Consider the following 20,766-nt stretch of genomic DNA (forward strand, 5'->3'; position numbering starts at 1 on the left):
ATTCATTTCTTCTGCTGGGAGCAGGAAAAGTGCGATGCGCGGATTGGATGTTCGGTCCGGCTCACTGTTCTCATATGTGGATTTTGAACATCAGGTGCGGCCCGATCATACGTTGCGGACGATCCGTGATTTTGTAGATGCTGCGTTTGCCGATCTGAGTGTTGATTATGATGCGGTTTATCCGCCACGGCTGGGGCGCTCTTCCATTCCATCCCAGCGCCTGACCAGTATCCGTCTTGGTCAAGCCAGTCTTGGTTCCCATTTCCGGTCAGCCCTGATGAGGGCATTTGCGAGGATGATGAGTTTTCGCATGATTGCGGTGAGCGCGACTTTTGGTGGTTTACCGCGTGCCGTCATGGCCTGGCACATGGCAGCGAAGTCCGGATTGAACCGGGCAGCGACCAGAGCTGGCATGTAAAGGGCCTGACGGACATTTACCCTGCCTCCGGTAACGAAGGCCTTGCCCGTCCGCTTGCCGGACTGGCGGGTCATGAGCGCAGTTCCCGAGAGGGCGGCTATGGCCTGACTGTCGAGAGTTCCGAGCTCTGGCATGTCGGCGATCAGGGTAAAGGCTGAACGTGTGGCGAGGCCGGGGATAGACGTCAGGACGCCAAGCCTTCTGGCAAGGTCCTGGTCGCTTTCAATAATGGCCCGCATCCTGTCTTCGATGGCCTCCAGATGGCGCGCTACCTGGGCGAGGCGTTCGCGTGACTGGCATTTCAGCAACGAGCTTTGTAGCGATTTCTCCCGGTTCCTGGCTGCGGCGCGGTCCTTGATGAGGGCCATGCGGGCCACATGCAGGTCCTTGAGATCACCGATGATCTTCGAGGGCGCCGGGCGCACGTCCGGTTCGATCAAGGCCCCGAAGTGGGTGAGCATCCCTGCGTCGATGCGGTCTGTCTTCGCCAGCTGGCCGAATGTCTCGCCGAAGCGCTTGGCCTAGCGCGGATTGACCTTGCACAGTGGCAGGCCTGCCCGCCCATCGCGCGCTCGAAGACGAGGCGACGGGCCGGTCCACGATCCACCTCACGATGGTCCTGAAGTCTGTTGGTGTATTGGGGAACTGGCGGTGCTCACCGGTTCGATGAATATGAACGTCGAGCGTAGCTTTCGAAACGTAAATGCCGATGGTAAGGTCTGTCATCTTTCCTGCCTCTGCTTGTCATGCGGGCCTCAAAGCCCCTGTATCCGTTCAGGCCGATGGGGAGTGAGGCGGACCGTGGCCGAAGGCCGCGTAAGCTGCCGAACGAGGGCGACCTCACTCAGCAACGGCGCCCAGGCGCCTGCGAAGTCACGGTCCTGCCCTCGCCGCCGCCGGGAGCGGTAACTCCCGGCGGCGGTGCCAATAACTTCCAATCGGCAGGAAATCAAATAAGACAAGCAGTGCTGTTGAAGGCGTTCTATGGGATCCGGTCGGAGCGCCAGCAGCGCACTCCGGAGGGTTTTGCCTACGCCATCTTCCCCGAATATCGCGTCAGGCGGTTCGGTCCATAGTGAGGGCTCGCGTCTAAGGCGGCTTGGCGTTGTAAGGCGCGCCTCATTGTCCCATAAACGCGCAACGACCGGTTATCTCGACGCTCTAGGGGGGGACAAACTTTTGAAAACTGCTTTTGTTACGGTCACCGATGCCGGTTACCTTCCGGCGGCGTGCTGCCAGCTGAAATCCGTCTCCGATCACCTTGGCGATGTAGCAGCTGACCTTTTTCTCGTGTGCTGCGACGTCAGCGCTGATGATGTCGCGAATGCGGAGAAGTTCTTTGCTGACAGGAACATGCCAGTGCGCATCCTGCTGCCGAACTTCGTCGATGAGCGCATCAAACCGATCAATCGTCGCTGGCCCCGCGCTGCCTACCTTCGGCTCTATTTCGACCTGATTTTCGATGACAAATACGACCGGCTGATCTATCTCGACGCTGATACGCGCGTGCGTTCGCCGCTCGCCCCGCTTGTCGAAACTGATATGCATGGTCGGCCCGTCGCTGCTGTTCATGACTTCATCTATTATCTGACTGGCAATATCCGTCGGCGCCGGCGTGAGCTTATGTTGAAGATTGATGCGCCCTATCTTCAATCAGGCGTGATGGTGTTCGACTGGCCCGCCACCCTGAAGGATGGTGCACTGGCGCGTGCACGCAAGTTCCTTGAAGATCATCCCGAGGGCTGCCAGGAAGCACCGGACCAGGACGCGCTCAACGCCGCCTTCGAGGACAAGTGGACTCCGATCGATCCGCGCTGGAACCTGCACGAAACCTACCTGAATTTCGGGGGGCGCCTCACGCCCTATCTCGAGCACTACACATCAACAAAGCCATGGTCGAAAAAGCGGCCAGCCCGGTGGCGGGCCGCTGCCGCCTGGTATGCAAACGAACTGCGCGACACGGCTTGGGCCGATTTTGTGAAGCCACAGACGGTCGTCGATCAGTTGACGAGCCGGCTGGTTTTCCTGCGATTCCGATACGGGCCCAAGCTCCGCGACGCCATCGCCGGGAAGGCGCCGGTCTTGCTCGGCGTTTTGAAAGTTCCGGTCACCCGCTCAGACGATGTCGAATTGCCGTGGGCGCCTCGCAACCGTAAGGACGTTGAGGACATGACGAAGGCGCTCGTCGCCGAGGCAGCTCAAAGTGTACCGCCAATTCGCCCGCCTGAGTCTGTGCTTGACGGATTTGCAAGAGGCAACCTGATTGGATTGGCCTGAGTGTGCAGAGGCGTCAGGCCGAAGCCTCATCCATCGCGTCCATTACATCGCTGGCACTTTGCGGCGCGATTCTCTGATCAACCTTCGCCCAGCGATCGCGCAACTGACCGATCCATTTCCGCTGGTCGGCGCGTAGCGACATCTGCTCGAGGATCGCGTTCTGCATGCGCCGTATGAACTGGGGCGTATCGAAGTAACTCGCTCCGCGGGAGATTGCATAAGGATCAAACCCGTCGGCGACAGCCTCGAACCGCATCATCGCATTGACGAGCGATGGGATCGTCTGCTCGTCAAAGAACACACCATTCTCCCCAGGCGAGACGTAGTCTTTTGCTCCGCCGCGGTGGAATGCGATGACCGGCGCGCCTGACGCCAAAGCTTCAACGGGCACGATTCCGAAGTCTTCTTCAGCCGGAAACAGCAGCGCCTTGCAGTTGGCATAATGGTCCGCAAGAACCTGATTGGGGACGCGTCCGAGAAACTCGATAGTCGGGCCGGCGATCTTCTTCAGTCCGGCCACGCCGTTACCGTCGCCGATAACGATGAGCCGCCGGCCGAGCTTCGTGCAGGCTTCAATTGCAAGATCCGCGCGTTTGTAGGGCACGAATTCACCAACATACAAATAGAACTCACCCCGGTCACCGTTTGGCTTGTACCTCGCTGTATCCACCGGCGGCGGAATGACTTCCGCCTTACGGCGCCAGAACTTCTGGATACGCATCGCAACGGCGTTCGAGTTGGCGATGAAGTGATCAACCCGCGCCGCTGACGTGACATCCCATGACCGAAGGGATTGCCCGAAGGCCAGCATACCCAGGCGTGACATCCATCCAGCCTGGCGGAAATACTGCCCGTACTGGTCCCAGATATATCGCATCGGCGAATGGCAGTAACAGATGTGGAGAGAGTCCGGCCGCGTGATCACACCCTTGGCCGGCCCGGCCTCGCTGGAAATGACAAGGTCGTACTCACTCAGATCGAGCTGCTCAAGGGCCTGCGGCATCAGGCTGAGATAATAGGGATAGTGCTTCTGCGCAAAAGGCAGTGACTGTATCAGGGTTGTATTGACGCGGTGCTTGCGGATCCGGTCGGACACGCCTTTTTCGTCATAGACATGGGTAAAGATATCCGCCTCAGGAAACATCTCGCAGATCTGTTCGAGGACTTTCTCGCCTCCGCGCATATTGGTCAGCCAATAGTGGATGATCGCAACACGCATCGCGCACGGCGGCATCTCGCGGGCCAAGTGCGACCAGGAACTGATCGGAACCGCGGCGTGAAGGGTGCTGGTTTTAGCGGACATGTTACGCGAAGTGCTTGCCTGATAGGATGCGTGAAACGAAACGCTTTGAAATATGGACATCCATCCAGAAGGTCCGCTGGAGGGAGTACCGGCGGTCCAACAGATTTCTTTTCAACGTGCCGGCGTCACGGCCGAGTGTGATCTGGGAAAGGCCGGTCAAGCCCGGGCGGTTCCGCAAATAGTGAATAACATCAAGACCATACACTTCCAGTTCTTCTGGCATGATGGGCCGCGGACCGACAATGCTCATTTCGCCGCGAAGCACGTTGACGAGCTTTGGCAGACTGGCAATGCTGGACTTGCGCAAGAACGCCAGGAATTTCCGGGTGCCCTCCCCGTCGTCCAAAACGGATGCAGGGCCCTTCCCTGCCGGCGTCTCGGTCGTGTCGAAGATCAGGACATCAAACAGACGGCAACGTGCGCCAACCGCCTGACGGCGCATTAACACCGGCCGGCGGAGCAGGTAATGTAGCACGAACGCGACAAGGCAGATCAGCGGAAATGTCAGAACAAGCCCGAACGCTGACAATCCGATATCGTAAGCCCTCTTCCACGGTAAGCCGGAAATCTTGCCGCGCCATTGATACTCCACCAACGGAATGTCCCGGCGCTTGGCGACGCTGCCTGCCAGACACTTGACGTCGGAAGGGTCGCGCTCGATTATGAAGTGCTCATTGCCGAAACTTCCGGATTGGGTATCCGGACAGCCCACACCCTCGACTGAATTTTGGTCTGAAGTATTCTCGAGCAGGTCCGCAGTAAAAGCTGTTAGCTCCGCGCCCGGCCAACTCTTGGCTTCGCCATTTTCCGGAAGTTTTACAGTAATCATGTCTGTCTCCCCACATGGTTAATAAAACACTCCGCTCCTCATCTTTGCAAGTCGCGTTCTAAGAAATTCTCAAAGCCTGCGATTTTCGTCCGCATGAACCTGGTCGCTTTCGACGAAGCTGTCAGAGCGTGGAGACCCGAGATGTCCGCGGTAGCCGGATCATTCGGAAAAAATCTTTCCGGTCGTGATCGAATTGCAGGACTAGATTGAATTCGTGCTTTCGATTATAAAAGTAAAGGGACGCAATATTTGAGGTGGGAAAGTTGATTGGAAAAACGCCACGCGTGACGTTGGCTCTACCTGTGTACAACGGGGAGAATTACATACGCGAAACGCTCAACTCATTGCTTAATCAGACATATGGCGACTTTGAACTGATCATCACGGATAATGAATCAACCGATGGTACCCGCGCCATCTGCGAGACTTTCGTCGCGCGCGATCCGCGGGTGCAGTATTTTCGCAATCCGCGCAATCTTGGCGCGGCGCCCAATTACAATCGCGGTTACGAGCTGGCGCGCGGAGAATACTTGAAATGGTGTGCGCACGACGACTTGTTGAGCTCCAATTTCCTTGAGGAGTGTATCACTGTGCTTGACCGTGATCCGAATATTGCACTGGCCTTCGGCGAGACTCACAGCATCGACCAGCACGGACAGACGATCGCCGTGCCGCCAAACGAAATGACGTCATTATTGGACGCCGACCCTGCGCGCCGCTTCTACCGTTCGATTGACGAAGCTGCGACCTGCTTTCCGATCTTTGGCCTGTTCCGGATGAGCGTGCTGAAACGGACGTCGCTGCACCGCAAGTATTACGGCTCTGATCGCGGGCTGATCGCAGAGACCGCTCTGCTCGGCAAATGTATACGGGTGCCCGAAGCCTTGTTCCTTAATCGTGAACATCCTCAGCGCTCAATCAATATCGACAGCGTGGCCGTGCGCAGCAAGTGGCAGACAGGCACGGCCAATCGGCGCGCCGCGATGGAGCACGTCAATCTCCTTCTTCATTTGTACGAAATTGCTGGGCGCCACCGGGATGTGGTGTCGCCGGTACGAGCCCGCGCGGCGCTCGCGCGCTTTGCCTTCCGCCCGTTTCAGATCGGGCGGTACCTTCTCGATCTCATCCGGTACGTTTCGCCGAGCATGGGCGCTCGGTTAAAACGGTGGGTTGCGGGCCCCCGCCGGGGGGCACAGTCGTCAGTTTGATTGCGGCAATGACTGATCGCAACAGAACAGTTTTTTAGCGTATCCGCACGGGAGAAGCCCGTGGAGGGGGGGCAAGAATGAAAGTTGCTATTCTAGCGGGAGGCTTTGGCTCCAGGCTTGCCGAGGAAACGGAATCCCGTCCCAAACCGATGGTCGAGATCGGCGGAATGCCGATCCTCTGGCACATCATGAGCATCTACTCGAAATTCAACTACAATGACTTCGTCGTCGCACTCGGCTACAAGGGCGAGTACATCAAACGCTGGTTCCGCGACTACGGCTCGATGGGCGGCGATCTCAGCATCAATACCGCAAACGGGACCTACAAAAGCCACGCGGGCATTCGTCCGAACTGGAATGTCGATCTCGTCGAAACCGGACCGACGACGCTGACCGGTGGCCGCATCATGCGACTGCGTGACTGGCTTGGCGGAGGCACGTTCATGCTCACCTGGGGTGACGGCGTGGCGGACGTTGACATCGACAAACTGCTCGCCTTCCACCGCAGCCACGGCAAGCTCGCGACAATGACAGCGGTCCGGCCACCCGCCCGTTACGGTCACATCGAAATGGACGGCAACCAGGTGAAGGAATTCTCGGAAAAGCCACAGATCGGCGAAGGCTGGGTCAATGGCGCATTCTTTGTTCTCGAGCCCCGCGTCCTTGATTACATCGACGGCGACGGGGTCATGTTCGAGCATGCTCCGATGCAGCGCCTGGCGGCCGATGGCGAGCTGATGGCCTACAAGCACACGTCGTTCTGGCAGTGCATGGACACACTTCGCGAGAAGCAGATTCTCCAGGATTTATGGGACAGCGGCCAGGCGCCCTGGAAAATCTGGGATTGAGGGACAGATCCATGAAAGTACTTTTGACAGGACATCGAGGATATATCGGAACCGTCCTCACACCTATGCTGCAGGACCGTGGACACGAGGTCTATGGCATGGACAGCGATCTCTATAGTGGCTCGACCTTCACAGGCGAGATCATCGACGTTCCAGGCAGCCAAAAAGATTGCCGCGATGCGACCGCCGCCGATCTGACGCCTGACCGGCTCGGGGGCTTCGATGCGGTCATTCATCTCGCCGGACTTTCGAATGATCCGCTCGGCGATTACCAGCCCGGGCTAACGGATGATATCAACGCCTCCGCATCAATTCACCTTGCGAAGCTCGCGAAGGCCGCTGGTGTTCCGCGGTTCCTGTTCGCCTCGTCGTGCAGCAATTATGGCGCAGCCGGCCAGGACTTCCTGACAGAGTCGGCCGCGTTCAATCCGGTGACGCCCTATGGCTGGTCGAAGGTTAAAGTCGAGCAGATCGTTGGCCCGATGGCGGACGAGACCTTCAGTCCCACCTTCTTGCGGGCCTCGACTGCTTATGGCCTGTCGCCGCGGCTCCGCTTCGACCTCGTCGTCAACAACCTGACCGCCTGGGCCTTTTCAACCGGTGAAGTCCGCATGAAAAGCGACGGCATGCCGTGGCGTCCGATCGTGCATGTTGAGGATATTGCCCGCGCCTATGTCGCCAGTCTTGAGGCTGATCGGACAGACGTTCACAATGAAGCATTCAATGTCGGGACCACGAGCGAGAACTACCGGGTTCGCGACATTGCTGAAATCGTCGGGCAGGTGGTTCCGGGCAGCCGCGTGACATTTGCCGACGACGCGTCGCCCGACACACGAAATTATAGGGTCGACTGCAACTATATCGCCCGCAAGCTGCCCGGCTTCAAACCGCAATGGACGTGCCGGCGCGGTGTCGAGGAACTCTACGACACGTTCTGCAAGGTTGGAGTTACGGTCGATGAATTCGAAGGCGACCGATTCAAGCGCATCGCCCAGATCAAGAAGCTGATTTCAGAGGGCAAGCTCGACAGCAATTTACGCTGGCGCCAGCCCACCTATTCGATCTCCTGAAAGGCCAGTCCATGCCAGATACAATCGCCCTCGCACCTTCGCGTTCGCAGACAATCACCCAATGCCGTTCATGCGGCGGCTCGGACCTCGACGTCTTTCTCGATCTCGGTATCACGCCGCTGGTCGACCGGCTGGTCGACGTCGCGCGCCGTGACGAACCGGAACCCGAGTTTCCGCTCCGTGTCGCGTTCTGCCAAGACTGCACACTTGTCCAGATTACCGAAACAGTCGATCCGGAACTGCTTTTTGAAGCCGCCTATCCATATTATTCGTCATTCTCCCCTGCCCTGCTCGCGCATTCGCGCGCCAACGCCCTCGACCTGATCGAGCGGCGCAAGCTGGGCAAGGATAGCCTCGTCATCGAACTGGCGAGCAACGATGGCTACCTCCTGAAAAATTATTGCGAGGCCGGCATCCCTGTGCTTGGCATCGATCCTGCCATCGGGCCCGCGGCAGCCGCCGAAAAGGTCGGCGTCAAAACGCTCAATGCGTTTTTTTCGCTGAACCTCGCGCGTGACTTGCGCGCCCAAAGCGTACGCGCCGACGTCATCCACGGAAACAACGTGCTTGCCCATGTCTCCGATACCAATGGCTTCGTTGCAGGAATTGCGGAGCTGTTGGCGCCCGAAGGCTTAGCCGTGATTGAGGCACCGTACGTCAAGGATCTGATAGATCATGTCGAGTTCGACACGATCTATCATGAGCACATGTGTTATTTCTCTGTCACCTCCGTCGACGCTCTGGCACGTCGCCACGGATTGTTCCTGAATGATATCCAGCACTTGTCGATCCATGGCGGATCAATTCGCTACTATCTAGAACCGATCGAACGTGTGGGTGAAAGTGTGCGCAAGCAGCTGCGCGTCGAACAGCTCGAAGGACTCGACACGCTCGATTACTTCCGCGACTTTTCCTCTCGCGTGGAGGATCTGCGGAGCAAGTTGATGGAAATGCTCCATGCCCTGAAAGCGGACGGCAAATCGATCGCCGCCTACGGCGCAGCTGCGAAAGCGGCAACGCTGATCAATTATTCGGGCATCGGGACCGACCTCATCGACTTTGTCGTGGACCGCAACGTTCACAAGCACGGCAAACTCATGCCCGGACAGAAGATCCCGATCCGGCCGCCAGAAGCGCTCGTCGAAGAACAGCCGGACTATGTACTTATGCTGGCCTGGAATTTCGCCGACGAAATTCTTGAGCAGCAGAGCGAGTATCGCGCCCGAGGCGGCAAGTTCATTATTCCCGTGCCTGTGCCGCGCATTGTCTGAACAAGCGGAGACCGCCATGCCCCAAGCCGCAGATACGCGCGAAGTGACATCGCTCGGGACAGACAGCGCTGCCTGCCTCTGTCCGGCCTGTGAAAAAGCACCGATGCGCATCTTCTACACCGCGCGCAATGTGCCAACAAACAGCTGCATTCTCCTGTCGACGCCAGAAGAAGCTCGCGCCTACCCCACTGGGGACATAGCCCTCGGTTTCTGCGACCTGTGCGGTTTCGTCTTCAATACCGCCTTTGACCTCGCCAAGACCGAGTATTCTGGCCGCTATGAGGAAACACAGGCCTTCTCGGGAACGTTCAACCGATTCCATCGTGAGCTGGCCGAAAGGCTCGTCAATACCTACGACCTGCATGACAAGGATGTACTGGAGATCGGTTGTGGCAAGGGCGAGTTTCTCGTTTTGCTCGCTGAGCTCGGCAACAATCGCGGCGTAGGTATCGACCCAGGTGTCGACCTTGAGCGCGTCGAGACAGCTGCGCCGGGTCTGCTCAAGTTCATCCCGGACTTTTATTCGGAGGCCTATGGCGACCACAAGGTCGACTTCCTCGCCTGCAAGATGACGCTCGAACATATTCCGCGCGCCGGGCAGTTCGTGTCAACGGTTCGGCGCGGTCTGGGTGACCAGACCGATGCGGTGGTCTTCTTCCAGGTCCCGGAGGCCTTCCGAATTTTCAATCAATGTGCGTTTGAAGACATCTATTACGAACACTGTGCTTACTTTTCGGTCGGCTCGATCGGGCGGATGTTCCGTGCAATCGGCTTCGACGCGCTCGATATCGCGACCGAATACGGCGAACAGTATCTGACGATCGAAGCGAGACCACGGGCCGCCGGTGCGCCGCCCAAGCCGCCGCAGCCTGGTGAGGACGATCTTGCGATCATGGCTGGCCTGATCGATACCTTCGCCCGGCGCTGCCGCGAAAGGCTGGACCATTGGCGCGGCGTCATCGAGGAGGCCAAAGCAGCGGGCGACACGATCGTTCTCTGGGGGTCAGGCTCCAAAGCAGTGTCGTTTCTAAGCACACTCGATGCGGGGGCTGATATTGATTATGTCACCGACATCAATCCGCACCGGCACAATCACTTCATGCCGATTACCGCCCAGCGGATCGTGCCACCAGCCGAACTCGCCGCAATCAGGCCCGGCCTGGTGATCTGCATGAACCGCGTCTATGAGGAAGAGATCCGCGCCGATCTTGCAAAGATAGGCCTGACGCCGAGGATTGTGAGTCTTTGACCGACGCAGCGAGTTCGTAAGACATGTTCGACTCGCAGACTCCACCCATCCGCCAGGCTGCGCACGTGGGATTCGGCGAGGTATCTGATCGTGCCTGGGACAATGCCGAGACTCGCTACCGGACTCCGATGCAGTCACACCTCTGGGCGCGGGCATATGCAGCGACACTCGCAAAGGGTGAAATAGATGTCGTGATTGTCGGCGACCCGTCCGCGCCGCGCGCACTCGCAGCTTTCGCCAAATCGGTCAGCGGAACAGGTCGCTGGACTTTGCTGGGCGCAGAGGACCTGTGGGAATCGGTTGAAGTTGCGGCGCAGGACGCTGAGGCGGAGGAGGTACTCGTAAGGCAGCTTGCAAGGTCATCGCGCCCACTGCGCTTCGGACACTACCCGGCGAATTCCAGCTTTCTGCAGGCGATGACGCGGGCCGCGCGGGGAAAGGCATTGTTTGTGCGCCATGCCGTGCCCGGCAGGGCCCTGCCCCGTATCCTGCTCGGGCCTCAATGGTGCGCACCGGAAAGCCAACTGAGTTCCCGTCGCCGTTCCGATCTCCGGCGCATGGGCCGGTTGGCATCGGGAGCGGGAAAGGTCAGTTACGAGATTATTTCACCCGGCTGCGCGGAGGTCGATTCCCTCGTTCTTGAGGCATTTGCGGTCGAGGAAAAGAACTGGAAAGGTCGGTCCGGAACAGCAATGGCAAGCGATGCCGCAAAGGGCGCTTTCTACAAGGAGTACGCGCGCCTTGCCGCCGACGCTGGCATTCTGCGCCTGTGTTTCCTGCGGATCGACGGCGCTCCGGCAGCCATGCAATTTGCCGTCGAATGTTACAACGCATTCTGGCTCCTTAAAATCGGGTATGACGAGACCTATCGGCGTTGTTCACCGGGTAGTTTGCTCATGCGTGAAACGATCAGCTATGCTGCAACCAAGGGCATCGCCGCCTACGAATTTCTCGGGCGAGAGGCAGATTGGACAAAACTTTGGACAACAGAGGCACGTCCCATCGTAAATGCACGACTCTATCCCTACAATGCATCAGGCGCCTGGACGCTCCTGGCTGATACGGGTGAACTTGCGATGCGCAGGCTGGGCACACGCTTTTCTCGAACCCCTCCGGATGCCTCAGCCTAGGGTCCAGACTCATTACAGCCACCCGATGACAGCGGTTGCTATGGCGATTGCCGCCATGAATTTGGTGTTGTTATGGTCGAAGCGAGTTGCGATACGCCGCTAGTCCTTCAGCCTACAGAACATGCGCTCGATGACCTTGCGCTGGCGATAGGTTCAATTGTCATAGGCGTACAGGACCTTGCGATTTGATCGCGGTGAAATGACGGGTTCGTTGCCGCAATTTTCCAGCCACTCGCGCAGATTCTGGCTGTCATATCTTTTATCGACGACAAGATGAGCGGTCGGTGGAAGCGCGGTCAGACACGCCTCTGCAACCTTGCAATCATGCACGTTTCCGGACGTGAGCATCAGGACGAGCGGGCGACGTTTCTCGTCGCAGACGGAGTATAGCTTTGTGTTGCGGTCTGCTTTGGTAACGCCGATACCGTGCGCAAAACCCCCGTTCCGGACGCTTTTGATCCTCGATCAAACGCCTGGTCCTTCACTCTACTGCCCGCGCAGCGTTGGACCTTGATGCAGGTGCTGTCGATGAACACTCTGTCGGACGTATCCTCAGCACCTGCGGGGCCAGCGAAGATGTCCTCCCAAACCCCGCGCTCGGCCCAGCGCACAAAGCGATTGCAGCGTGTCTTCTTCGGGACGCATACGTCGCGGGGACAACCGGCCCGTCGCCCCCAATCTTCAGGGCGTGGACTATCCCCGACAGGACGCGCCGTCCATCAACCGGCGCCATTCCGCTCGTATCCGTCGGCCGCAGCGGTTCGATCCAGGCCCACGGCTCATCAGAAAACCAGAAGAAATCAGACGGGCCCACCTATCCTCCTGAAACGGAGGCAGTGAATCATGATCCGAACCGGACAGGAATCCCATTAATGGGTCCGGACCCTTGTCACTGCGCTGCCCCGGTTTACGACTAGGCATTCCGGCTCGGCAGCCGAACGCTAGCGATGAGCCGAGTGGATCCGCGCCGCGGCAGGTCGGCATACTTGCCAAGGGGGATAAGCGATGCCACTGCCAAAGCCGCTGCCTGGCCATTGCGTAACGCACCCGCGTATGTTCCGGTCCGCCATATCGAGCCCTCGCACAAGGCAGTTTGGGCGTTTGCAAATTTCTGTTTGTATTCCTGGGTGCCGCGGCCAAAATCAATCACTTTGAGGCCCGATCGCTCGCCCTCCCGCATGCACCGGATAATCAAGCCCACGCCGGGGCCATACTTTTTGAAATCCTGATCGTAGGTCGTGTGCCACCAGCACATGGTTGCTCCCTTTTGCATCCCGAAATGTGCGGCGATAATCTGACGGCGGATGCGCATCGTTGACAGGCGCGCCGTAAACGAAGGCGTCTTCGTCGCCTTCAACGAAGCAAGAACGGCTTTGACCCAAAGCCTATCGAATCCCGCTTGCAGGCCTTGCTCCGCCAGAGCCTTCGTTTTCATGTCCACAAGCCAGGTCCAGGCGGCCGGGTCTCTGTCGTCGTAGAAGAACTCAATCTCACCTTTTTCCTCAGCTAGGCTGCTCATCCGCCGATCCACCTCTTTGATCTTCTGCCGTTGGCGACTGTTGAGACTGGCGACATAGGCGTCAACGCCGTCACGAAACTCGACGCGCGGAGAAAAAGTGAAGTCGAGCGCACGTGCGCCCATCCAGTCCAGCGAAGCCAGACCATGATTGTAATCATACGCGCTCAGCCCGCACGCGGTGAGAAGGCTGTCTGCGGTCATGTCGACGCCCGCATCGAGTATCGCGGTCTGGTAGTCCGTCATCGGACCACCAATCGGCTTGGCGATTCGGCGCGCCGCGAGGTGGTAGGGGAAAAATCCGATCGTTTGCCCGGCACGAGACAGGATCGAGACCCGCGCGTCGTTGCGAGCGCTGCCGACTGCCTGGACATATTCAGGTGACAGAAACGGGCTGTCGAGATCGGCGCGCCGCAACAGAATTTCGTTCCATTCCGACAGATGCTCTTCCGTCAAGTCGACTGGCCGCACAGTCTTGACTGATATACTTTTACAACCAGCCATTGAAGTATCCAGAGGCGCCTCATCCAGATTTCTTTTTCGCGTGATTAGAGAAAAAGGCATCGCCCCGTCGCCCCTTCTATGTCATTCAAATAGATAGATCCCAGTTGACGTCCGCACACGTGATTAATTATTATGACACTACTTGCACTGCAATCGTCTTTTTTGCAACATGCCAGCCAGGCCGGGAGTGTCCGGCCGTCAGCGTCTTTTGGCAGAGCAGGCATCGCGTTTGTTTCATCGTACAGGCGGCGAGATTTCCCGGACGGGCGGGTGTCGCAAGCGCCAGAGGCAGGGATTTGATTTGTTCGTGCTGATTGGAACGCGCGCGTCGTGTGATCGGTCCCTGGAGAGGTGTACCTGACGCGTATGGTGATGAACATGCAACCAGACGATCATCGCCGGCTTTCGCAAACAGTGGCCGTGCGTATCGATGCGCACCGCCGCGTTGAAGCGTGGCAAGCAGAGCTGATAGATGAAATACTGCGAGTGCCTGGCGTGTCACTCGCATTCATTGCAGCGCAGAATTGCCAGGAAGGACCTGCGCACCTTTCGATCCAGGACCGTCTCGCATTCGGAATCGATCAAGTTCTTTTCGGCATCGACGAGGGTGCGGCGATCGGCTGGACGCAGTTCTGCGCCCGACAAAACCTGCGGCTCCTGACCGCTGAGGCGTGCGAAGCCGACCGTCTAGCTGGTGTCTCCGCGTGCGCCGTCGATGTGCTGATAGATCTGGCGACACCTGCCCGCACTCTCGAACACTCAATGCCCGGTCCGATTAACGAAACCTGGACATACAACTTCCTGCGCGACGCCATGGGCTGTGAAGGTTTCGGGATGAAGGCGGCTGCATCGCCCGGAGGAGTGTTTTTCATCGATCTCATCCGGCAAGGTGATCGCAGGGTTCTGGCGACAGGCACCTGTGGCGCAAAGGTGAGTGCCGTGCGCAATTTGCGCCAGGCTCGACGCGTTGCGACCGCGCTGACGACTCGGGAGCTAGCGAGCCGAAGCCTGAGGATAGACGCGAGTTCTTCGTCGTTGACCGACAGCCGCGCCAAAGATCCAGCACATACAGATGCGCTGGTTCATTTGATCAATGTCGGCAGATGGGGCACAAAAAAGTTAGCGTCCGCCGCAAGCGCGCCGATCGCCTTGAGTACCGGCAAAATGAAACCGGAATTCAGGCTTGTCAAAGCTTCCGGTACCCCATTGACGTTCGACCCGGCGCGCACCGCGGAGACAGGAACCTATGGCAATTACTTTCTCGCCGATCCGTTCCTTCACGCGAAGGACGGCAAGCTGACACTTTTCTGTGAAGTCTATGATTACCGTCTCGGGCGCGGCTATATCGGTGCCGCCGACATGAGTACGGGCCAGCCAGGCGAAATTGTTCCCGTGCTGGATGATCCAGTCCATTATTCCTTTCCGTACGTCTACGAACATGATGGCGAAACATACATGATGCCAGAAACGGCATCGCGTAACCGGATCGAAGTGTGGCGCTGCATCGATTTTCCCGTACGTTGGGAACTCGTTTCGACGGCGCTTGACGGTCAGATGCCGGTTGACTCTGCCATTTGCTGGTACGAAGGACGATGGTGGCTCTTCACCAGCCTCGCACGCACGCACCTCGGTGAACACAGTACCGAACTCTATCTGTTTGAAGCTGATGGACCGCTGCTGGAAAACCTTCGGCCGCACGTACGCAATCCGATCGTCATTGATGCGAGATTTGCGAGGAATGGCGGCCGGATCTTCCAGGAAGGCGGAAAACTCTACAGGCCCTCGCAGTCTAACCGTTATGGCATTTATGGCTATGGACTGAACATTATGGAGATCGCGGTGCTGAACCCCGATCAGTATACCGAGCGTCCCGTCCGCTTCTTTGAAGGCGCCCATCACATCGATAGCGCCGATGGTACGGTCATCCTCGACGCGCGGCAATCGGTCCAAACCTTGAAAGAAGGCGATGTCGAGGAACGGGCACTGACATGACACCGGACAAGATCGTCATCATCAATGACAGTTCCGTCGCGCTCGGCGGAGCCGCGGCACTCGCTTTGCTGTCGGCAAAGCTGTTTCATGAAGCTGGTATGAAGGTTGTGTATGTGACAGGAGACGATGCAGCCGATGCCAAACTAGATAACGGTATTGATATTGAGCCTCTCGGCAGCGCCGCACTCCTGAAGCAGCCTATGCCGGGGCGCATTGCAAATGGCCTTTACCATATATCGGCAGCGAATTTCATCCGAGCCATTATCGCCCGCCATGACACGCCGGCAACCGTCTATCATCTGCATAGCTGGGCGCAGACATTTTCTCCGGCCATATTTGCAGCGCTGGGTCCGGTAGCCGACCGCCTCGTCATTTCGTCGCACGATTTCAGCCTGGTGTGCCCAAACGGTTCCTACTTCAATTTCAAGACGAACGAAGTGTGCAATCTGACTCCCCTGTCACCCGCCTGCCTCGCTTCCAATTGCGACAAGCGAAGCCGGGCAGACAAGGCGTACCGCGTATCCCGTTCGGTGCTACTCCGCAGACTTGTGGATTTCGGAAAGAGTCGCGCTCTGGTTGCTGCTATTCATCCTGGAATGGCGCCATGGCTTGCGCGTGGCGGCGTCGCACCTGAGCGCATCCGGATCGTCCCCAATCCCGTGATCCCCTTCCGGGGCGAGAGGGTCCAGGCTGAGCGGAATTCTGACCTGTTTTTCATCGGGCGGGTGGAAGTAGAAAAGGGAGTCGACCTCGCGGCCCGCGCTGCTCATGCGGCAGGCCGCCGCTTGCGGGTGATTGGCGATGGTGCGAGCAGGCCTGCGCTCGCAGCAGAATTTCCCGCTATCAAGTGGGAAGGTTGGCGGACGCATTCGGATATCGCTGATCTGATTTCGGAAGCGCGCGGTCTGATCATGCCGAGCCGATTGCCGGAGCCGTTCGGGCTGGTGGCGCTTGAGGCTCTGCAATCCGGCGTGCCGCTGATCTCATTCGACGATGCCTTTGTTGGGCGCCAGGCCGCCGCCAGAGGCGCGGCCTTCCTCGCAAGCCGCCGTATTCCGGAAGAACTCGCAAACGCCGTCGTGCAACTCGACAATGACACCGTTGTGCGAGCCGCGAGTGAGGCGGCGTTCGACCAATGCCGGTCCCTGTCGCTGACACCCGAGCAATGGCGCGATGCGCTTCTCGATCTTTATAAGGAGCAACTGCATGCATTCGCCTGAGACATTGCGGATGGCAGTTATCGTCGCCACGCTTGGGCGACGCGCCGAGGCTGAAGACCTCGTTCGCGATCTTGACGCCCAGATACGCCGACCGGACCGCGTGATATTCAGTGTGGTAAATGAAGAAGATGCTCCGTCCGGCCCCCTGCCATCCGGACACGAGATACTTGTTTCGCCGAAAAAGGGTTCCTGTGCGCAACGTAACTTCGCCATCGACCGGGCGGCGTCTGATGCCGATATCTTGATATTTTTCGATGACGATTTCGTTCCCGCGCCAGACTATCTGCTCGAATTGGAACGCTGCTTTATTTCACGCCCGAATCTTGGCGGGGCGACCGGTCTCGTCATTGCGGACGGGGTGACGGGCCCAGGCCTCAGCCGCGAACAGACGCTCGCCGAGATTGCCTTGTACCGGCAGAACTGGCCTGAGGGCGACGACCGCATCCGTCCCCGCGAAGGGCTCTACGGATGCAACATGGCCATCCGCACCTGCGTACTTGGCGCCAACCGCTTTGATGAGAGTTTGCCACTTTATGGCTGGCTCGAAGATTTGGCGCTGACGTCGAAATTCGCCCGCTCGCCGGGTTTGATCCAGTGCAACCGCCTCGTAGGCGCGCACCGCGGCGTCAAGCGCGGGCGGACCTCAGGGGTCAGGTTTGGCTATTCGCAGATCGCCAACCCAATTTACCTCTTGTCGCGCAGCCCTGCACCACGCGCCTACCTTTTCGGCAACGTCGCACGCCATCTGGCGATAAATATTGTCCGCTCGGTCCGGCCTGAGCCCTGGGTCGATCGGCGGGGCCGGTTGCGCGGCAACACGATGGCCTTCATGGATTTGCTGCGGGGCCGGCTGTCACCCGGCAGAATTCTCGATCTCTGAAACAGGCGCTCGTCTGACCGCACTAAGCGGTGCGGGCGCTCACATGATCGGCCGCCCCGGTCGGACCGGCCCGGCCAGCCGATATGCGCGGCTTCGGACGAAGGATCGTCGCAGCGATCTCGTCGCGGGCAATGACGGCGATCGCCGCAAACGTAAAGAACGTGATGCCGGGATCAACCAACACGCCCGATACAGCCGCCATTGCAAGGTTGACGAACGCCCCGGCGCTCGCGGCACGAAACAGGCTTTTCGCCTCAACCGCCGGCGAAGAGGCCGGCAACACTTTGGGGAGTTTCTTCAGAAAGACCGCCCACAGGAACCCCAGAAACAGGACAAGACCTATGAGTCCGACATTAGCGAGTATAACCGGCAGCAAGCCGTTGGATCTGACTGAACCGAGTCCGGCTCCAAGACCGTATGTCTCGAAAAACACCTTAAATCCCGATGCCGCCCAGAATCCTCGCTCGAGCCCGGAACTGCTGTCAGCCTTGCTGAACACGAGCGTGTTCAACATCTCCATGACATAGTCCGGGAAGGGCGTGAACGAGAGCCCGACAATCAGAAATCCGCTGACGATGGAACTCGCTAGCAGAATCATCGCGCCCCGCTTGCCGTTCGAACCGTAGTAGACGTCTTGTGCGATACGGGCGAAAAGCCATATAATCATGATTGCGGCACCAAAAATGGCCGTTGTTGAAAGTGCGAGCATTCCAAACAGGGCACTGATCAAGCCGATTGCGCATGCCACCCTGTCATTTCTGTCTATAAATCGTGAAAGTCCGTACGCAGCAAATGTAATGCTGGTGGCGCCGAATGCGGCAGGTTCTGGAAAACCGCCGATCAGGCGGTCCGCACCCATAATGCCAGTATCGGTGAAGATCGCATAGTCCGCTGTACGGAAATATTCGAGGAACATGTCCAGCCGAAAATAGTCGAGCACACCGAACGCAATATTCACCACCGCCGCCATCAGAATTGCGTCGGACAACAATTTCGCCCCCCTTATCCGCCCGATCCACAAGAGGACCATGTAGAATCCGAAACTGGCAGCAAGGTAGGCTGGTTGTGAGATGTTCGACGAGACGGGCGCCAGTGGAACAATCGTCGTTGAGAAGGCTTCGCTGACGCGCTGACCGTCATAGGTCCCCGCATAGGGTACGACGAGCACCTTGTCGTAGAATAATCGCGGAAAGAAAAATGCCGAGATGGCGCCATAGACACAAAGTGTGCCCATCAGCACGACCGAGGTGCGCAGTCCCGACGAGGAGGTCTGGCGCTGACCACCATACGAAAACAGGAAAGCGAAACCGGTCGTAAGGGCCGCCGTAACCTGAAGTGCGATCAGGCTCATGCCGCTATCCGGCAGTTCGATCACTGACGTCGCGCCCAGCGGAATCATCAGGAGTGTGAATCGAACGGCGGATGAGACGCCCCTGAGAGCGAAAAACCCCCAGAGCGCAAGGATGAAAAAGCCGATCAGAGAGAATTGCACGTCAGACACTCACCTTCAGGGCGGACACTGCCAGGTGTTCGCAGGGAAAAACATCCGGTCCTGCTTTCCGCATGGTCTAGAGGCTCACGATCTGCTGGACTGCGTCGGGTCGCACGCGGTACAGGAGCGCCACGTAAACTGCGGCACCAACAGGCACCTGTACGCCCAGAATAAGAATCCGGTGTATGCCATAACTTGCGCCGGCCCATTGCAGCAACAGCACAACGGTCACCATCGCCAGCAACGGCACGATAACGGGCCTTGTCTGGCGGGCAGCCGCACGCCATGATAATTCGCCATATTTCTGCATGATCCAGAGCGTTGTAATGAAGCTGAATAGCCCCGATGCCAGTGTCGAGAGGGCAAGCGGGATCAGGCCGAAGCTGCCCGTGACGAAAGTGAAGACAAGCGTTACAGCACAATTCAGCAACAAGATCCGCGGCATCTGCTTGACCTGGCCGATATGTGAGAGAAGGGGCTCAGTAAGTGTTCCGGGTACGTATGAAATACCGCTGATCGCAAGGATCGCCGCAACCGGCGCAGCAGGCGCCCATTCGGGTCCCAGAACGAGCGTCACGACATCATGCGAGACCAAACACAGGCCGACGAGGACCGGAGACACAGCCATCATCATGATCGGCAGGATCCGGGTAGCTTCGGCTGCAAGGTAAGCCTGTCTGCCGGGTCCGTCGCCGGCTCTCTCAGCCGCTCGTCGAATATACACCCACGCGATCATGCGCACGGGCTCCATCACAAGTTCTGCGACCGAAGCCACGACGCGTTCTGCAGCCCGATAAAAGCCGACACTCGCAGGACCGAGAAAAGCGCCGACGACAAACGTTGCGCCATTGTTCTGCAGGAACAGGATCGACCGGTTCATGAAGACATGTACCGATGTGGAGACAAGCAGACGCGTCCGGGGGCCGCGCCAGACAAACGGTCCAAACCAGCGTGTTTGAAACCACATTAGCGCAGTGGCCGAAACCTGGTAGGCAATTTTTCCGAACACCAGCGAGAAGACCCCCTGTCCTGCGAATAATGTTGAGAGCGTGACAACGAAACCCACGACTTCGGCGGCAATGCTGCTCGCAGCAAAGTCAAAAACACGGCCTGTCCGTACGAGCATTCCTGCAAATGCGTTGGAAACGGGTGCGGCCAGAACGCAAACGGAAAACAGCGCCATCAAGGGCGAAGCACGGCCGCCCGGCAAAAAGACTTCAATCGCACCTGCGATGACAAGGCCGACGATGCAAAGAAGCGCCCCGCTTCCCAGGGCATAAGTTGTAACCTGCTCGATATCATGCTGGTCCTCCACGCTGCTGACGATCACTTCGCGCCAACCGGCGCTCGCCGCGATGAAAAGGATCACGGATGTTGCCTGAACCAGCGCAAACAAACCGAATTCGGCCGGTGACAAAAAGCGCACAGCGAACACGAAGACGATGAGCTGTGACGCCTGCGCAAAAACACGCGAAACAAGGGTCCACCGCCCGGCATGCGGGGCGCCTTGGGCGTCTGTTGGTGACGCGGCGATGGAGTCTGGTTCGCTCATCACCGCC

At 58.3% G+C, this 20,766-nt stretch carries 17 protein-coding genes and 1 pseudogene; 10 read left to right on the forward strand and 8 right to left on the reverse strand.

Annotated elements, in window-relative coordinates; translation table 11 throughout:
• Window positions 1-70: 70 nt before the first annotated feature.
• Entirely contained in the window at window positions 71-244 is a 174-nt protein-coding gene (locus tag VR74_RS17400; protein ID WP_299951074.1) for a hypothetical protein, read from the reverse strand.
• Window positions 241-1,144 (reverse strand): annotated as a pseudogene (locus tag VR74_RS17405) (transposase). The gene VR74_RS17400 and the pseudogene VR74_RS17405 overlap by 4 nt, the downstream one beginning before the upstream one ends.
• A gap of 453 nt (window positions 1,145-1,597) precedes the next feature.
• Here VR74_RS17405 and VR74_RS17410 point away from each other — a divergent pair.
• The gene (locus VR74_RS17410) at window positions 1,598-2,695 is read left to right on the forward strand and encodes a glycosyltransferase (protein ID WP_045698931.1); all 1,098 of its coding nucleotides are present in this window, start codon (window positions 1,598-1,600) and stop codon (window positions 2,693-2,695) included.
• A 13-nt stretch (window positions 2,696-2,708) separates the two neighbouring features.
• Here the strand turns inward: VR74_RS17410 and VR74_RS17415 are convergent, their stop codons facing one another.
• On the reverse strand, window positions 2,709-3,998 hold the full coding sequence (locus VR74_RS17415; protein ID WP_299951077.1) for a glycosyltransferase: 1,290 nt from the start codon (window positions 3,996-3,998) through the stop codon (window positions 2,709-2,711).
• Window position 3,999: 1 nt separating this feature from the next.
• On the reverse strand, window positions 4,000-4,827 hold the full coding sequence (locus tag VR74_RS17420) for a sugar transferase (protein WP_045698933.1): 828 nt from the start codon (window positions 4,825-4,827) through the stop codon (window positions 4,000-4,002).
• 263 nt (window positions 4,828-5,090) lie between these two features.
• On the opposite strand from VR74_RS17420, the gene VR74_RS17425 reads away from it, so the two are divergent.
• The 6 genes from VR74_RS17425 to VR74_RS17450 all read left to right on the forward strand — a co-directional run bounded on the left by VR74_RS17425 (window position 5,091) and on the right by VR74_RS17450 (window position 11,603).
• Window positions 5,091-6,035: a glycosyltransferase family 2 protein gene (locus VR74_RS17425; RefSeq protein WP_299951081.1), complete on the forward strand. Its 945-nt coding sequence runs from the start codon at window positions 5,091-5,093 to the stop codon at window positions 6,033-6,035.
• 77 nt (window positions 6,036-6,112) lie between these two features.
• A complete protein-coding gene (gene rfbF / locus VR74_RS17430) occupies window positions 6,113-6,883 on the forward strand; it encodes a glucose-1-phosphate cytidylyltransferase (protein ID WP_045698935.1) in 771 nt (256 codons plus the stop codon).
• A gap of 11 nt (window positions 6,884-6,894) precedes the next feature.
• Window positions 6,895-7,953 (forward strand): NAD(P)-dependent oxidoreductase, encoded by a 1,059-nt coding sequence (locus VR74_RS17435; RefSeq protein WP_045698936.1) that lies wholly within the window; start codon window positions 6,895-6,897, stop codon window positions 7,951-7,953.
• 11 nt (window positions 7,954-7,964) lie between these two features.
• Window positions 7,965-9,224: a class I SAM-dependent methyltransferase gene (locus tag VR74_RS17440; RefSeq protein WP_045698938.1), complete on the forward strand. Its 1,260-nt coding sequence runs from the start codon at window positions 7,965-7,967 to the stop codon at window positions 9,222-9,224.
• Between the two features lie 16 nt (window positions 9,225-9,240).
• A complete protein-coding gene (locus VR74_RS17445; protein WP_299951083.1) occupies window positions 9,241-10,473 on the forward strand; it encodes a class I SAM-dependent methyltransferase in 1,233 nt (410 codons plus the stop codon).
• Between the two features lie 65 nt (window positions 10,474-10,538).
• Window positions 10,539-11,603, forward strand: a complete 1,065-nt coding sequence (locus tag VR74_RS17450; RefSeq protein ID WP_299951086.1) for a GNAT family N-acetyltransferase — start codon at window positions 10,539-10,541, stop codon at window positions 11,601-11,603.
• A 153-nt stretch (window positions 11,604-11,756) separates the two neighbouring features.
• Here VR74_RS17450 and VR74_RS21610 read toward each other — a convergent pair whose 3' ends face one another.
• Both VR74_RS21610 and VR74_RS17460 read right to left on the reverse strand, forming a co-directional pair.
• Window positions 11,757-12,062, reverse strand: a complete 306-nt coding sequence (locus tag VR74_RS21610) for a transposase (protein WP_366462820.1) — start codon at window positions 12,060-12,062, stop codon at window positions 11,757-11,759.
• A gap of 454 nt (window positions 12,063-12,516) precedes the next feature.
• Complete coding sequence (locus VR74_RS17460; protein ID WP_045698940.1) at window positions 12,517-13,575, reverse strand: GNAT family N-acetyltransferase; 1,059 nt, start codon at window positions 13,573-13,575, stop codon at window positions 12,517-12,519.
• 426 nt (window positions 13,576-14,001) lie between these two features.
• On the opposite strand from VR74_RS17460, the gene VR74_RS21270 reads away from it, so the two are divergent.
• Genes VR74_RS21270 through VR74_RS17475 form a run of 3 tightly spaced genes read left to right on the forward strand, consistent with a single transcriptional unit; the run spans window position 14,002 to window position 17,715 of the window.
• Complete coding sequence (locus VR74_RS21270) at window positions 14,002-15,615, forward strand: hypothetical protein (protein ID WP_299951089.1); 1,614 nt, start codon at window positions 14,002-14,004, stop codon at window positions 15,613-15,615.
• Entirely contained in the window at window positions 15,612-16,835 is a 1,224-nt protein-coding gene (locus tag VR74_RS17470) for a glycosyltransferase family 4 protein (protein WP_299951092.1), read from the forward strand. Before VR74_RS21270 ends, VR74_RS17470 begins: the two co-directional genes overlap by 4 nt.
• A complete protein-coding gene (locus VR74_RS17475) occupies window positions 16,822-17,715 on the forward strand; it encodes a glycosyltransferase family A protein (RefSeq protein ID WP_045698945.1) in 894 nt (297 codons plus the stop codon). The genes VR74_RS17470 and VR74_RS17475 overlap by 14 nt, the downstream gene beginning before the upstream one ends.
• 22 nt (window positions 17,716-17,737) lie before the next feature.
• Here the strand turns inward: VR74_RS17475 and VR74_RS17480 are convergent, their stop codons facing one another.
• Both VR74_RS17480 and VR74_RS17485 read right to left on the reverse strand, forming a co-directional pair.
• A complete protein-coding gene (locus tag VR74_RS17480; RefSeq protein WP_299951095.1) occupies window positions 17,738-19,207 on the reverse strand; it encodes a hypothetical protein in 1,470 nt (489 codons plus the stop codon).
• A gap of 76 nt (window positions 19,208-19,283) precedes the next feature.
• Window positions 19,284-20,759, reverse strand: a complete 1,476-nt coding sequence (locus VR74_RS17485) for an oligosaccharide flippase family protein (RefSeq protein WP_045698949.1) — start codon at window positions 20,757-20,759, stop codon at window positions 19,284-19,286.
• Window positions 20,760-20,766: the final 7 nt, after the last annotated feature.

This window comes from Hyphomonas sp. BRH_c22, from assembly GCF_000961795.1.
Classification (GTDB): domain Bacteria; phylum Pseudomonadota; class Alphaproteobacteria; order Caulobacterales; family Hyphomonadaceae; genus Hyphomonas.

Coding starts and splice junctions, on each gene's coding strand:
- VR74_RS17415 (WP_299951077.1), bottom strand. CDS start 3,998: ATGTCCGCTAAAACCAGCACCCTTCACGCCGCGGTTCCGATCAGTTCC.
- VR74_RS17420 (WP_045698933.1), bottom strand. CDS start 4,827: ATGATTACTGTAAAACTTCCGGAAAATGGCGAAGCCAAGAGTTGGCCG.
- rfbF (WP_045698935.1), top strand. CDS start 6,113: ATGAAAGTTGCTATTCTAGCGGGAGGCTTTGGCTCCAGGCTTGCCGAG.
- VR74_RS17435 (WP_045698936.1), top strand. CDS start 6,895: ATGAAAGTACTTTTGACAGGACATCGAGGATATATCGGAACCGTCCTC.
- VR74_RS17440 (WP_045698938.1), top strand. CDS start 7,965: ATGCCAGATACAATCGCCCTCGCACCTTCGCGTTCGCAGACAATCACC.
- VR74_RS17445 (WP_299951083.1), top strand. CDS start 9,241: ATGCCCCAAGCCGCAGATACGCGCGAAGTGACATCGCTCGGGACAGAC.
- VR74_RS21270 (WP_299951089.1), top strand. CDS start 14,002: ATGCAACCAGACGATCATCGCCGGCTTTCGCAAACAGTGGCCGTGCGT.
- VR74_RS17470 (WP_299951092.1), top strand. CDS start 15,612: ATGACACCGGACAAGATCGTCATCATCAATGACAGTTCCGTCGCGCTC.
- VR74_RS17475 (WP_045698945.1), top strand. CDS start 16,822: ATGCATTCGCCTGAGACATTGCGGATGGCAGTTATCGTCGCCACGCTT.
- VR74_RS17485 (WP_045698949.1), bottom strand. CDS start 20,759: ATGAGCGAACCAGACTCCATCGCCGCGTCACCAACAGACGCCCAAGGC.